The sequence below is a fragment of the Algoriphagus sp. genome, assembly GCF_013373065.1.
Classification (GTDB): Bacteria; Bacteroidota; Bacteroidia; order Cytophagales; family Cyclobacteriaceae; genus Algoriphagus.
The window spans coordinates 52,816-66,382 of sequence record NZ_JABXIN010000006.1 but is presented as its reverse complement, the minus strand read 5'-3'; the positions used below and the strand labels follow the sequence as shown (position 1 = coordinate 66,382).

Sequence of the window (13,567 nt, the reverse complement as noted above, 5' to 3'; positions counted from 1 at the left end):
GGCTCTTTATTTTTTTTCTGACTTAATAACTTCCAAGTTGAAAAGGTCTGATATAATTGAAATCATCTCCTCTGCTTCATCTCGCTTGCAGGCATTTTTTAATTGGATAACGGGGACCTTAAGCACTTTTTGCATCATGCTTTTGGTAAGTTTATCCATCACTGCATATTCTTCTTCACTCGCATTTTTCATGAATCGGGAAAGCTCTTCCAATCGAATTTGCTCTAGAGATTGCTTGAGCTTATTAATGGTAGGAGATACCATCATTTCCTTTTTCCAATCCTGAAAATCCCGGATCGCTTCTTGAATAATGTCTTCTACTTTAGGAATAGCTGCCAAACGCTGATCTAGGGCTTCCGATGCTTTGCTTCGGATGTTATCAACATTATAAAGGATGATTCCCGGAATATCTTCTACTGATGTTTCAATCGATCTTGGTACAGATAGATCTACCAACAACTTGTAGGACTGAATTTGATATTGACTAAGTAGACGCTTCGTCAAAAAAGGTTCAGCAACTTGAATAGAAGAGACAATTACGTCTGCTTCATCTATGGCCTGTTCAATGTCTTCAAAAGGAACAACTTCGAATCCCATTTCTTGGGCGATCGCCTCTGATTTAGAAAGAGTTCTATTTGAAATTTTCACCTTCGAATCGGGAAGATAGATCATGTTTTTGGCGACATCCTCTCCGATTTCACCTAGGCCTATCAGGAGAATTCTTGGTTGATAGGTATTAGCGGTGATACTTTCGATTAGTTCGATGGTCGCGTAGGAAAGTGAGGCAGCTCCATCCCTAAATGCAGTCTCTTGTACTACTCGCTTGTTGGTGAAGAAAATAGTATGCATCAACCGGTGCAAAAAAGGACCTGCCATATCCAAATCTACAGAGGTTTGGTAGGCTCTTTTTACCTGATTTGCAATTTGGATATCACCGACAACTTGAGCCTCTAAACCGACAGAAACTCTAAACAAGTGTTCAATGGCTTCAGAATCCTTTTCAAAAAGTTCAAAATAATCCAAGTAATCGGAAACATCAGTGATTCCTTTTTCTAAGCCGATTAGCTTGATTATTTCGGCATTAATATTTTCCTCATGGGAATAATAAACCTCGGTACGATTACAGGTAGAAAGGATTAAAACCTCCTGTAAATTAAAGATTTCTTTGAGTTTGACCAGAATACCGTGAATTGCCTGATCGTCGAGAGCAATCAATTCACGAATCTGAACGGGTGCGGTCTTGTGTGATAAACTAAAGGCGTTAAACGGTATTTGCATGGATTGTATCTTGCGATGCAAAATTAATAGACAACTTCCCTGAAATTGTGATTTATGTCATCTTAGACTTAATTTAGAAGGAATCTAAATTATCTAATTGCAAATTTCTTCAATTTTTGATTTGGAATCCAATATTCTTAACTTATACGTTATTGAATAAATCTATATTGTTTGATGCTTTCGAGATTTTTTTATCACTTAAAGCGGGAGTTTGGGTTTTCCAGGAAGGAATCCAAAGGCTTTGTTGTTGTAGTTCCATTATTGGCTATACTTGCTTTTTCGCCGATTGCTTTTGAAAAGGTGAGGAATTCGAATGCTACTGAATCAGATGAGAATCTCGATTATGTGATTGACAGTCTTGAAAAGGCCGGGTTTACGGTGGTGGAATCACCTTTTCCCATTCAAGTTCCTGTAGACACTTTGGTTTCTCCTGGTTCAGGTTTGAAAAAAATCCCCTTTTCCCAAGCTGATTCTGTAACCCTTCAAATTGTGCCGGGTATAGGTCCAAGTCTTGCTGGAAGAATTATTAAATATGAGCATGCTTTGGGTGGATTTTATACCAAAAGTCAGATAAAAGATGTCTTCGGTTTAAAACCAGAAGTTGCGGACAGGATTTGGGAGTATTTTGATTTTGATGGGGAAATAAGAAACAGAGTACCCATAAATACTGTGACTATTGAAGAATTGGCAAAACATCCCTATGTGAGTTATGGACAAGCAAAAGTGCTAATTGCGTACCGAAATCAACATGGTAATTTTTCTGCAGCTGAAGATTTATTAGAAATAAAAATATTTGAAGAAGATTGGGTTGAAAAACTGAAGCCCTATTTAACTTTTTAAAGTCAAGTCATTCGTCCATCTTTGCTGCATGAATCCAATAGAATTTCAAGAGAAGTTTCCCTCTTTAAACCTTCCTGAGATAAATCCCAGACTTTCTCTACGGGAAGGTAAGTTTTGGATTTTTGATCAAATACGGAAAAAGGATTTGGTTTTAACTCCAGAAGAATGGGTGAGACAGCATTGGATTCATTTTTTGGTTGATCATCATAGCTTCCCGAAAGGTTTGATTTCTACCGAAAAAGGCTTGATCTACAATCGGTTGCAGAAGCGGACGGATATTTTAATTCGGAATCATGAAGGGGTTCCATATGTATTAGTTGAGTGTAAAGCTCCCCATATCCCCATCAATCAAAAAACCTTGGAACAAGCGAGTATGTATCATTATCAATTGAAATCAAATTTCCTCATTTTATCTAATGGCTTCTCTCATATCATATTAAGATATGAAGCAGGTCAGAATCAATTTCACCAAGAAAAAAATATTCCTTCTCCTCCAAAAGGGGATTGATTTCTATGATTTATCTCATTCTTTTTTTACCTTTTAGCCATTAAGAAATACCCCACTATGTCGAGTACAGTTAAAAATTTACCCTGTGAACTTTGCGCGAGCCGCAAACATTCTATGTTATCGGATCTGTCAGAAACCCATATCTGTACAATCTCAACCAATAAGAATTTAATTTCTCATCGAAAAGGCCAAATACTCTATTATGAAGGAACCAAACCTTTGGGGATTTTTTGTATCAATTCGGGGGTAGTAAAAGTGTATAAAACCGCATCTAATGGGAAAGATCAGATTATTCACCTCGCAAAAAGTGGAGACTTCTTAGGATATTCCGCTTTGTTAGGTGAAGAAAATTACACCAATTCAGCAATGATTGTTGAAGATGCCAAAATCTGTTTTATACCTAGAGAAGCTTTTTTGAATACTCTTTTTTCTAATACACCCTTTTTCAAAAGAGTTACTAAGCAGCTTAGCCATGAGTTAAATGTCATGGAAGAAAAGTTAACGGATGCAACTCAAAAAAGTATCCGGGAGCGATTAGCTTACACACTTTTGTTTTTGGCTAGTAGCTATGGTGTTGAAGGAGATGATGCTCAAAAAATTGACTTGGTTTTGAGTAGGGAGGAAATTGCAGGTATCGTCGGAACGGCCACTGAATCTGTAATTCGTTTACTTTCAGAATTTAAGAAGGACGATTTAATCGAGTTTGAGGGAAAGAAAATCATTATTAAAGATAAACGAGCTTTGGCGAGATTGTCTGATTTTTACGCTTCCTAGAACCTTCTCGCTAATTTTCCGGTTTTTCCATTTATGAATAAAAGCTTGAATTCACAGGTAAAGTACTTGTGGTTGTTGGTCTATTTTTTTCTTCCAGTAACTGGAGGATTTTCGCAATCTCTTGCCTACAAAGCTCTTTTGGGTACTTTATATGAGGAAGACTTTCCGGTTTTAAGACCCTCTGAAATCCAAAATTTAGATAATTACCAAATCCTCGATACACGTGAGGTGGAGGAGTATGCCGTAAGTCATTTAAAGGGCGCGATTAATGTGGGTTTTGATCATTTTTCTATTTCCCAACTTGATCAGTTAGATCCCAAAAGACCCGTTCTCGTGTATTGCACGGTTGGAGCCAGATCCCAGGAAATTGGAAAAAAATTAACCGAAAAGGGCTTTACTGTATACAATTTATATGGAGGGATATTCCAATGGGTAAATGACGGCCGTCAAGTATATGATGATAATGGAATCACAAATCGAGTTCATACATATAATCTAGCTTGGTCTATTTGGCTAGAAAAAGGAGAGATAGTCTATTGAGTGAAAACCTCAAAATTGTTTTTTGAAATTTACAAATCAAAAAAGACTCAAATTTTCATTTATGAAACTCATAGTAACTTACATTTTCTTATTGGTAAGTTTTTTGTCCTGTGGGCCGTCTTCCTTAGGAGGACAAGGTACCCAAGTCCCCGATCATCGACTTTGGGAAGAACTACTTCGAAATAATGTCTCTCCCTATGGGAAAGTCAATTACAAGGGCTTTATAAAGGAAAAAGAAAAGCTAGAGAATTATTTGGAAATTCTGAGTCAGAATGCTCCAGACAGGGAATCCTGGACAAAAGAGGAGCAGTTGGCTTACTGGATCAACGCTTATAATGCCTTTACGGTCAAATTAATAGTGGACCATTATCCTGTAAAAAGTATTCGGGATTTGGGTCCAAAACTTAAAATTCCCTTGGTAAATGATGTCTGGCATTATGAGTTTTTTGAAATCAATGGGGAAAAATCCAGTCTGGACGAAATTGAACATAATATTCTGCGAAAAGAATTTGAGGAACCCCGAATTCATTTCGCAATTAATTGTGCATCGGTTTCATGTCCTCCTTTGCTGAATGAGGCTTTTGTTCCTGAAAAATTAGAGACTCAATTGGAAATGGTAACCCGACTATTTATTAATGATTCTCAACGAAATTTTATTAGTGCAAATGAAATCGAGATTTCCTCAATTTTTTCGTGGTTCAAGGGCGACTTTACCAAAAATGGGACATTGATCGATTTCTTAAATCAATACAGCCAAATCTCCATTTCACCGAATGCCAAGATCAGACATTTGGATTATGATTGGAGTCTAAATGAATAGATTATCTTTGAGAATCTCTTTCATTTATGAGCAACACCCACCACATCGTCATCCTTGGCAATGGAATCGCAGGAATTACTTGTGCCAGGCAGCTGCGAAAGCAAAGTGATTCGGTAAAAATCACCGTAATCTCGGGAGAGAGTACTTATTTTTTCTCCAGGACAGCTCTTATGTATGTCTTTATGGGGCATATGAAATTTGAGCATACGCAGCCATACGAAAATTGGTTTTGGGAAAAAAATAGAATTGAATTATTAGAAAAGTGGGTAGAGCGAGTTGATTTTGCTGAAAAGGAATTGCATTTCCAAAGTGGAGGGAAATTTAGCTACGATCAATTGGTTCTCGCAACAGGTTCTAAACCCAATAAGTTTGGATGGCCAGGGCAGGATTTACAAGGGGTACAAGGGCTTTATTCCAAGCAAGACTTGGAGTTGATGGAGCAAAATACTTCTGAAGGTGTGAATCATGCAGTGATTGTAGGAGGAGGCTTGATCGGTATTGAGATGGCTGAAATGCTTGCGTACAAGGGGATATCAGTCACTTTTTTGGTTAGGGAAACGGGATTTTGGCGTAATGTCCTTCCCAAGGAGGAGTCAGCTTTGGTAGGAAGACACGTTTCCGAACATCACATGAATCTGAGATTAGAAACTGAGTTGGCCGAAATAATTCCCGATGAATTTGGTAGAGTGAAAGCAGTGCGGACCAATAAAGGAGAGGAGCTTCCCTGTCAGTTTGTAGGTTTAACGGCTGGGGTAACTCCAAATATTGATTTTTTAAAAGAAACTGATTTGAAAGTCAATCGAGGAATCTTGGTGGATTCATTTTTCAAAACAAATATCCCTGATGTCTTTGCGATTGGAGATTGTGCAGAATTTCATGAACCTCCTGCTGTTGGGAGGAATAAAATCGAGCAGGTCTGGTATACAGGAAGGATGCATGGCGAGACCCTTGCTTACAATTTACTTCATGATCCGGTTCCTTATCAGCCTGGGGTTTGGTTTAATTCAGCCAAATTTTTAGACATCGAATATCAAACGTATGGCTGGGTTCCTTCGGATTGGTCAGAAGAAGCGTTCAACAGTTTTTATTGGGAACATGAATCTGGGAAAGTTTCTATTCGCCTTTTCATAGATCATGAAAACAAGGTTCTGGGTGTTAATAACTTTGGATTCCGGCTTTCTCATTCCTTTTTTGATAAAGCCATTAAAGAAAGATGGGAAGTAGTTGAAGTTATCAAAAGATTAGAAGATGCGAATTTTGCTCCGGAGTTTTTTGCACCTTATATCCAAGCTATTCAAAGCGCTTTCCAGAAGAAAAGTGGGATTGCAATCAAATTGAAAAAAAGGACATTTATTCAAAAATTATTGGGAGCCAAGCTATGACATTCATTCAACGAATAGGTGTTTTCTTATTTCTAGCTGGACTGTTAATCTTTTCAGGAATTCCTTTTTTGGGAGAATACATGCTTACCGAGGAGCAAGTGATTTCATTGACAAAGGACATTCACCAAGATAACATGAAGAATATCCTTCAGCCTATGTTTGGGAAGGTTTATTCCAATTCATTTGAGTTTTTGGGTGAATTCAACAGCCTAATGAACGGCTATAATGACGTATTAAAAGCTGAAAGCAAGTGGGATCAGGTGATTTGGGATGATTACAGTTTCCCTCTCGCAAAAGCGGCTTTAGATAGTCCTGTGCAAGATTTACCCTTTTTATTTCTTGCCAGTAGTATCGGTTTGGTGATTTTAGGCGGGCTCTTTTACATTTTACCCAAATTCAGAGATGAACCGAGTGGAATAAAAAACAATGGCATTTTTCATTCTTCAATGAAGAATAGGGGATGGTTAGGTATGATTACAGGGTCTTACCTGATTTTATTTTATGTGATTTTATATTGGTTCCCAGCATACCTAGTGAATCTAGTTTGGATGGTAGAACCTATTAGTTTATCCTTATCTGGAAATCCAGCTAGTCAATGGTTTTTATATGGTTTGATATACACATTGGCTATTTTGGTAATGGGAATTCGGATGTTCCGAAAATACCGAGGAAATCGCTATCAAGAAGTTCGGACTGCTTCGCTGATGTTCTTTCAAACGGCCTTTGCCTTTTTGATTCCTGAAATTCTGGTATTGCTGAATCAACCCTATTTTGATTTTAAGAATATATGGCCTCTCGATTATTCCTTCTTTTATGATTACCGAATCGAATCCCTGACAAGTTCTGGAGCTATCGGAATGTTTATGTTGATTTGGGGGATTTTATTGATTGTTTTGGGAGTGCCTTTGTTTACCTATTTCTATGGAAAACGCTGGTACTGCTCTTGGGTATGCGGCTGTGGAGGTTTGGCAGAAACTGTTGGTGATCCTTATCGCCAGCTCTCAGACAAATCCCTTAAATCTTGGAAAATTGAGCAGTATTTAATCCATTCTGTTTTGGTTTTGGCTGTCGTGATGACGGTTTTGACGATCGTTAATTATTTTTCTTCCTTTGGTTTATTAGGTAATGTCACAAACCAGCTTCATTCATTTTATGGCTTTTTTATAGGTTCTGCCTTTGCTGGTGTTGTAGGAACTGGATTTTATCCATTTATGGGGAACCGAGTATGGTGCCGATTTGGTTGTCCTTTGGCGGCTTATCTAGGATTGGTACAGCGGTTCAAATCCCGTTTTCGGATCTCAACCAATGGAGGGCAATGCATCTCTTGTGGAAATTGCTCCACCTATTGTGAAATGGGAATTGATGTTCGCTGGTATGCCCAGCGAGGCCAAAATATCGTCCGCTCCTCCTGTGTTGGCTGTGGTGTTTGTGCATCGGTTTGCCCAAGAGGAGTATTGAAACTGGAAAATGGTCCTGAGGAAGGCCGAATCAACGATATGCCAATTATCATTGGCAATGATTCTATTAAATTAAATGCCTGAAATAATTTCGTATAGTTTATTGGTCCTTTATATCCTTGGGATGGTTATCATTCTGGGGTATAGTCTTGCATTGGGGCATTTGCTTTTCGGATTTTGGAAATCCAAAAGACAAAACCAAAAAACTCCGACCAATCCTTCCGAATGGCCAAAGGTCACCATTCAGTTGCCCATTTTCAATGAAATGTATGTGGCAGAGCGGTTAATAGATGCGGTTGTAAAAATGGACTATCCATTGGAGAAGCTTGAAGTCCAAATTTTGGATGATAGTACGGACGAAACAAGTGACTTGATCCAAGATAAAATCAAATCCTATCCTTCTTTTCCATTTGTTTATCTTCATCGTACCAACCGAAGCGGTTTTAAAGCCGGGGCTCTTCGTGAAGGGCTAGCGTTTTCTAAAGGAGATTTTATAGCCATATTCGACGCAGACTTCCTTCCTTCGACTGACTTTTTGAAAAAGACGATTCCCTATTTCCAGAATGATCAAATAGGGATGGTTCAGACTCGATGGACGCATTTGAATGAAGGACATTCACTCTTGACACGTCTTCAAGCTTTTGCCTTAGATGCACATTTTACTATCGAACAGGTTGGTAGGAATACGCTGGGAGCTTTCATCAATTTCAATGGTACGGGTGGAGTATGGCGGAAAGCATGTATTCTAGATGCAGGTAATTGGGAAGATGATACCTTGACGGAAGATTTGGATTTGAGTTATCGAGCCCAGAAAAAAGGATGGAAGTTTGTCTATAGACCGGAAATCCCTTCTCCTGCGGAACTACCTCCCATAATGTCAGCCATCAAGTCTCAACAATTTCGTTGGAATAAGGGGGGAGCTGAATGTGCTAAAAAACATGCACGATCTGTCCTTTCTTCTGAATTTCCTTTCAAGACTAAACTTCACGCAGTTGCGCATTTATTCAACAGCAGTATTTTTCTAGTGATTTTGATGGTCAGTTTGGCTAGTATTGGTGTAGCTTGGCTGGGATGGAACGGTTTCTCAGCTTCTTGGACTCGAATTGCAGGTTTGTTTTTAATTGGGTTTGCGATCATCGCATTGGTATATTTTATCTCTCATATCTACACTAGAAAACGGTTTTGGAAAAGTTTGGTAGAATCCATTTTAATTCTTCCCTTATTCCTTTCGGTTTCAATGGGAATGGCTTTGCATAATGCCCAGGCTGTTTGGGAAGGATTGAGTGGTAAAAAGTCTCCATTTATACGTACGCCGAAATTTAACCTCGAGTCCGGCAAATCAAATCTCAAAACCAACCGCTATCTGAAGTTTTCCATGCCCATAACGACTTGGATTGAAGGAGGACTATCTCTTATTTTTTTCTTGATGGTATTATTGGCTTTTCACTATGATTATTTTTTGTTCCTTCCATTCCACGCGATGCTTGCCTTTGGATATGGGTTGGTATTTCTCACTTCATTTCGATCATATAGTTTAGGAAAATAAAATTCATGTCATCAGGACTTCTTGTGGATGTTATCATCCCAGCCTTTAATGAAGAAAAATCGATTCCCAAAGTTATCCGTGATATTCCAAGCTGGGTTAGGCATGTGGTTGTCGCTAATAACAATTCCACAGATGCAACTGATGAAGTAGCCCAAAAGGAAGGTGCAATTGTCGTGTTTGAAGGTCAAAAAGGTTACGGAAAAGCCTGTCTTACAGCTATGGATTGGATAAAAAGCCAGCCGATTCAACCAGATGTGGTTGTTTTTTTGGATGGTGATTACAGCGATTATCCAGAGGAAATGGAATTTCTCATTCAGCCTATCCAGGAAGGAAGAGCTGACATGGTAATTGGTTCAAGGGCTTTGGGAAATCGTGAAAAAGGCTCCATGACCTTTCCTCAAGTTTTTGGGAATTGGTTAGCCACCACCTTAATGAGATGGATTCAGGGGGCTACTTTTTCTGATTTAGGACCTTTTCGATCTATTCGATGGGGAAGATTACTTGAATTGGGGATGATTGATGAGAATTACGGCTGGACAATTGAAATGCAAATCAAGGCGCATCAAAAAGGCTTAAGATATTTGGAAGTCCCTGTAAACTACCGAAAACGGATAGGAGTCTCTAAGGTAAGTGGTACCGTAAAAGGAGTGATTGGTGCAGGATATAAAATTATTTTGACCATTTTTAAATATTGGAAACCCTGAAGCACTTTTATCTATGAAAGCATGTCGATTTGCCATTCCAGCTTTTTTATTTCTTCTGATTTTAGGCTCTTGTAGTCCCGCTAATCGGGAGAGCGTGGATGAAGAACGATTTGGCGCTTATTGGTATCAAGGTAAGGCTGAGATTAATGTTTTTGACCTGAAGCAAAATCGGTATGGGGAGGAACGAGAAGGTAAGGCAGTGATGATTTTTGTAACAGAGGATTTTTCAAGAAGGAAGCAGGTGAAATTGGATGATCCGGAAAGTGCAGGAGGCGATGCTCGGAAAGTGTTGAAGCTGAACATGACTAGGGATTTTATTACTGGCATTTATCCCTACCATACGATGTTGTCGGTATTTACCCCTGTAAAAGATGATGTTCCCTCTTTTAAAATCACACATTCGGTTTCTGAATGGTGCGGGCAAACCTTCGCTCAATTGAATTGGAAAAATGCAGCCTATCAGGCAAAGCTCTTTTCTTATTTTGAATCGGATGGGGATCAAGAGCTAAAGGTAGATGCCCCTTCAGAAGATGAGATTTTTAATTTAATTCGATTGAGTCCTGAATTGGTACCGCAAGGAAATGTTCGATTAATTCCATCTTTGACTTTTCAGCGATTCGCCCATATTCCGTTTAAAGCTTATCGTGCAACTGTTACTTTGGAAGAATTGGGCCAACAAACCAGTCAATTTGTGATTGAATACCCGGAGTTAAACCGAACGGTTCAAATTCAATTTATTAAAACCTTTCCTTTTGAGATTGTGAGTTGGGAAGAAGTGCGAATAAGTCCAAGCGGACGAGAGGAACGATCCATTGCTACTCGAAAGGAAAAAATGCTGATTGATTATTGGACGAAAAACGGGGTGGAAGATGAGTGGATCCGAAAGCAATTAGGTTTGTGAAAAAAGTGAATAAGCATCTTCAAATTGCTGTTTTTGTATTACTCCTCCTTGGAGGGAATTTGCTATTAGGATATCATATTCCCAGAACCAATTTTTCAATTTTATTACCTGTCTACCTTTTCAGTTTTCTGGGAATGCTTGGGTTGTTTTGGCGATCGAAAGGACTTAATAATTGGCTGAGTGTTTTTATCCTTGGGTTATTAATTAGACTTATTCTTCTAAACGCAACGCCTCTTTGGTCAGAGGATTATGCCCGATTTCTTTGGGATGGGGAGGTGGTGCTTACTGGAGAGAACCCTTATGAATACACTCCAAATCAGTGGTTGCTCAATGAAGATTTTAAAGATTCAGATAATTTTTTTGAAAATAACCTTCCTTTACTTAATTCTCCTGATTATTTCTCCGTTTATCCTCCTCTAAATCAATTGCTTTTTGCAACTGCTTCCTTCATCTCAAAAGGAGAAATTGAAACAGGAATTATTGTATTGCGCCTCATTTTAATAGCTATAGAAATAGGCGTTTTTTTATTGTTTTTGAGGATTTTTAGACATTTAGCAATTTCTGCACGGAAGGTTATTCTTTATTGGTTAAATCCTTTTGTAATTCAGGAAATAACCGGGAATCTTCATTTTGAAGGACTGGTTTTATTTTTTCTTTTGGCATGTATTTGGGCTTTGACCCGGCATAAAAAACTTCTTTCAGGTACTTTTTGGGGACTTGCGGTAGGCTCTAAATTGCTCCCTTTAATCTTGCTCCCCTCTTTATTCCTTTTTAGAAGAAGTAGAGCACATGCATTTTTCTGGATTGGGGCTATTTTGGCAATAAGTGTTTCATTTCTGCCGTTGATTTGGGAGGATGCATGGGGGAATTTTATTCAAACCCTTCAGCTCTACCAAGGGAAATTTGAGTTCAATGCCTCCATTTATTACCTGGGTAGAGAAATTGGATATTGGTTGGAGGGGTACAACACCATCTACTACCTGACCAAAATTTTGGGTGCCGTCACCTTTATCTTGATCCTCTATGCAAGTTTGAAACGCAAACCGCAACGTTTGATTCCTCTAATCGATCTTTGGGTAGGAGTTTATTTACTTTACTTTTTGCTTCAGCCGGTAGTTCACCCTTGGTATGTGTTGCCAGTGCTCGGACTTAGTCTATTTGTAAATCGGCTCACTCCTCTAGTTTGGAGTTTTTTATTGATTTTTTCCTATCAGGCATATGGTCGTCTTCCAGTTGAAGAAAATCCTTTCTGGCTTTTCTTGGAATATGGAATGCTAGCGGTTGCTCTTGCTTGGGATTACCTTCCTATCTTCAAAGAAAAATTGTTAGAAAGCATGTATTTCAAAAAAATTCTCAATTCCGTCTTACTATTGTCATTGGTGGCTTTTTGGGCATGTCAGCCTAAAGAAGAGCGAGCTGCTCTCCAATTGATTGAAGAATCCATTGAAACGCATGGTGGTCAAGAAAGCTGGGATAATCTTGAGTCAATTTCATTCAGGAAATGGACTCAATTACTTTTGGAGGATGGTTCTATAGAAAAAGAAACTGATCAATTCATTCGTTTTTCTTTTAAACCGGAATTTTCCGGAACGATTACTTGGATTCAGGATTCTGTTGAACATGTATTATCTTATTCAAATGGCGAAACTCATTATTCCATTGCAGGTAATTCTATTGAGAATCCAGATTTTTTAGCTGCAAAAAAGAAGGATTTTGATGCTGCATATTATGCATTTGCACAGCCTTGGAAATTGTTAGAGGAGGAGGGCTCTACGCTGATTTCGGAGGGAGTTCGAAAAACACCCCTTGGAGAAGCAGCTGTAGTCCGAGTAGAATATGGGTTAGGAAATGACAAATGGTGGTATTATTTTGATCCTACCACCAAGCAAATGTTGGGAAATGAGGTTCAGTTAAGTGATCATAGGAGCTTGGTTGAAAATATAGATTTCAATGATCAAGGTCCATTTAAGTTTTATCGGATACGAAAAAGTTATCGGATCAATGAGTTTGGTGAAAAGCTCTATTTACGAGCGGATTATCGCTATGATGACTTTCAAGTTAAATTTATAAACAAATGAAAATCAATTATTTAGTAGTATTTTCTTTAAGCATTTTAATTGCCTGTACTCCAAGAACAGAAGCAGAGAAAATCGTAGATGAAGCAATTGAGGCGCATGGTGGAAAACGCTATGAATCAGCAAGAGTTGATTTTGATTTCAGAGATTATCGTTACCAAATTTTCAAAAGCCCAAGCCGATTTGAATATTCCAGGGAGTTTGCTGATTCAACGGGGCAAGTCCGAGACCTTCTTAATAATGATGGGTTTAAAAGAACCGTGAATGGGGTAGTAATTGATACTTTAACTGAAGAGCGAATTGGGTCTTTTTCCCGGTCTGTTAATTCGGTAGCTTATTTTGCATTATTGCCCTATGGCCTGAATGATGCAGCTGTTATTAAAGATCTTCTAGGAGAGACAACGTTAAAAGGGGAGCCCTATGATCTAATTAAGGTAACTTTCCAACAAGAAGGAGGTGGTGACGATTTTGATGATGAATTTTTGTATTGGATTCACAAGGAAACTCATTTTGTAGACTATATGGCTTATAGCTATCATACTGATGGAGGAGGGGTGCGATTTCGTGAAGTAAGTTCTGCCCAAACTGTAGAGGGAATCCGTTTTCAGAATTATTTGAATTACAAACCTGAGAACAAGGATACTCCTGTAGAAAAACTGAAGAGTTTATACGAACAAGGAAAATTGGAGCTTCTTTCAGAAATCAACTTGGAAAACATACAAGTAGAAATGGTTAAGTAAGT

13 protein-coding genes are annotated in these 13,567 nt (G+C 38.5%); 12 read left to right on the top strand and 1 reads right to left on the bottom strand.

Annotated elements, in window-relative coordinates; all coding sequences use genetic code 11:
* Positions 1-6: 6 nt before the first annotated feature.
* Entirely contained in the window at positions 7-1,278 is a 1,272-nt protein-coding gene (gene hemA / locus HWE15_RS05290) for a glutamyl-tRNA reductase (RefSeq protein ID WP_290506466.1), read from the bottom strand.
* A 174-nt stretch (positions 1,279-1,452) separates the two neighbouring features.
* On the opposite strand from hemA, the gene HWE15_RS05285 reads away from it, so the two are divergent.
* The 12 genes from HWE15_RS05285 to HWE15_RS05230 all read left to right on the top strand — a co-directional run bounded on the left by HWE15_RS05285 (position 1,453) and on the right by HWE15_RS05230 (position 13,565).
* Positions 1,453-2,118 (top strand): helix-hairpin-helix domain-containing protein, encoded by a 666-nt coding sequence (locus tag HWE15_RS05285; RefSeq protein WP_290506465.1) that lies wholly within the window; start codon positions 1,453-1,455, stop codon positions 2,116-2,118.
* A gap of 28 nt (positions 2,119-2,146) precedes the next feature.
* Positions 2,147-2,626: a type I restriction enzyme HsdR N-terminal domain-containing protein gene (locus tag HWE15_RS05280; RefSeq protein ID WP_290506464.1), complete on the top strand. Its 480-nt coding sequence runs from the start codon at positions 2,147-2,149 to the stop codon at positions 2,624-2,626.
* Positions 2,627-2,740: 114 nt separating this feature from the next.
* Positions 2,741-3,400: a Crp/Fnr family transcriptional regulator gene (locus tag HWE15_RS05275; RefSeq protein WP_290506463.1), complete on the top strand. Its 660-nt coding sequence runs from the start codon at positions 2,741-2,743 to the stop codon at positions 3,398-3,400.
* 33 nt (positions 3,401-3,433) lie between these two features.
* Positions 3,434-3,940 (top strand): rhodanese-like domain-containing protein, encoded by a 507-nt coding sequence (locus tag HWE15_RS05270; protein ID WP_290506462.1) that lies wholly within the window; start codon positions 3,434-3,436, stop codon positions 3,938-3,940.
* A 61-nt stretch (positions 3,941-4,001) separates the two neighbouring features.
* The gene (locus HWE15_RS05265; RefSeq protein WP_290506461.1) at positions 4,002-4,760 is read left to right on the top strand and encodes a DUF547 domain-containing protein; all 759 of its coding nucleotides are present in this window, start codon (positions 4,002-4,004) and stop codon (positions 4,758-4,760) included.
* A 26-nt stretch (positions 4,761-4,786) separates the two neighbouring features.
* On the top strand, positions 4,787-6,142 hold the full coding sequence (locus HWE15_RS05260; RefSeq protein ID WP_290506460.1) for an FAD-dependent oxidoreductase: 1,356 nt from the start codon (positions 4,787-4,789) through the stop codon (positions 6,140-6,142).
* The gene (locus tag HWE15_RS05255; protein WP_290506459.1) at positions 6,139-7,683 is read left to right on the top strand and encodes a 4Fe-4S binding protein; all 1,545 of its coding nucleotides are present in this window, start codon (positions 6,139-6,141) and stop codon (positions 7,681-7,683) included. Before HWE15_RS05260 ends, HWE15_RS05255 begins: the two co-directional genes overlap by 4 nt.
* Positions 7,676-9,145 carry a cellulose synthase family protein gene (locus tag HWE15_RS05250; RefSeq protein ID WP_290506458.1) on the top strand — a complete coding sequence of 490 codons (1,470 nt, stop codon included), beginning with the start codon at positions 7,676-7,678 and terminating at the stop codon, positions 9,143-9,145. The genes HWE15_RS05255 and HWE15_RS05250 overlap by 8 nt, the downstream gene beginning before the upstream one ends.
* Positions 9,146-9,150: 5 nt before the next feature.
* On the top strand, positions 9,151-9,849 hold the full coding sequence (locus HWE15_RS05245; RefSeq protein ID WP_290506457.1) for a glycosyltransferase family 2 protein: 699 nt from the start codon (positions 9,151-9,153) through the stop codon (positions 9,847-9,849).
* Positions 9,850-9,862: 13 nt separating this feature from the next.
* Entirely contained in the window at positions 9,863-10,750 is an 888-nt protein-coding gene (locus tag HWE15_RS05240) for a hypothetical protein (RefSeq protein ID WP_290506456.1), read from the top strand.
* Positions 10,747-12,828 carry a glycosyltransferase 87 family protein gene (locus HWE15_RS05235; RefSeq protein WP_290506455.1) on the top strand — a complete coding sequence of 694 codons (2,082 nt, stop codon included), beginning with the start codon at positions 10,747-10,749 and terminating at the stop codon, positions 12,826-12,828. The genes HWE15_RS05240 and HWE15_RS05235 overlap by 4 nt, the downstream gene beginning before the upstream one ends.
* Entirely contained in the window at positions 12,825-13,565 is a 741-nt protein-coding gene (locus HWE15_RS05230) for a DUF6503 family protein (protein WP_290506454.1), read from the top strand. Before HWE15_RS05235 ends, HWE15_RS05230 begins: the two co-directional genes overlap by 4 nt.
* Positions 13,566-13,567: the final 2 nt, after the last annotated feature.

What these genes read in the sequence shown, in the direction of transcription:
- hemA (WP_290506466.1), bottom strand. Translation starts at nt 1,278, where the DNA reads ATGCAAATACCGTTTAACGCCTTTAGTTTATCACACAAGACCGCACCC.
- HWE15_RS05285 (WP_290506465.1), top strand. Translation starts at nt 1,453, where the DNA reads ATGCTTTCGAGATTTTTTTATCACTTAAAGCGGGAGTTTGGGTTTTCC.
- HWE15_RS05280 (WP_290506464.1), top strand. Translation starts at nt 2,147, where the DNA reads ATGAATCCAATAGAATTTCAAGAGAAGTTTCCCTCTTTAAACCTTCCT.
- HWE15_RS05275 (WP_290506463.1), top strand. Translation starts at nt 2,741, where the DNA reads ATGTTATCGGATCTGTCAGAAACCCATATCTGTACAATCTCAACCAAT.
- HWE15_RS05270 (WP_290506462.1), top strand. Translation starts at nt 3,434, where the DNA reads ATGAATAAAAGCTTGAATTCACAGGTAAAGTACTTGTGGTTGTTGGTC.
- HWE15_RS05265 (WP_290506461.1), top strand. Translation starts at nt 4,002, where the DNA reads ATGAAACTCATAGTAACTTACATTTTCTTATTGGTAAGTTTTTTGTCC.
- HWE15_RS05260 (WP_290506460.1), top strand. Translation starts at nt 4,787, where the DNA reads ATGAGCAACACCCACCACATCGTCATCCTTGGCAATGGAATCGCAGGA.
- HWE15_RS05255 (WP_290506459.1), top strand. Translation starts at nt 6,139, where the DNA reads ATGACATTCATTCAACGAATAGGTGTTTTCTTATTTCTAGCTGGACTG.
- HWE15_RS05250 (WP_290506458.1), top strand. Translation starts at nt 7,676, where the DNA reads ATGCCTGAAATAATTTCGTATAGTTTATTGGTCCTTTATATCCTTGGG.
- HWE15_RS05245 (WP_290506457.1), top strand. Translation starts at nt 9,151, where the DNA reads ATGTCATCAGGACTTCTTGTGGATGTTATCATCCCAGCCTTTAATGAA.
- HWE15_RS05240 (WP_290506456.1), top strand. Translation starts at nt 9,863, where the DNA reads ATGAAAGCATGTCGATTTGCCATTCCAGCTTTTTTATTTCTTCTGATT.
- HWE15_RS05230 (WP_290506454.1), top strand. Translation starts at nt 12,825, where the DNA reads ATGAAAATCAATTATTTAGTAGTATTTTCTTTAAGCATTTTAATTGCC.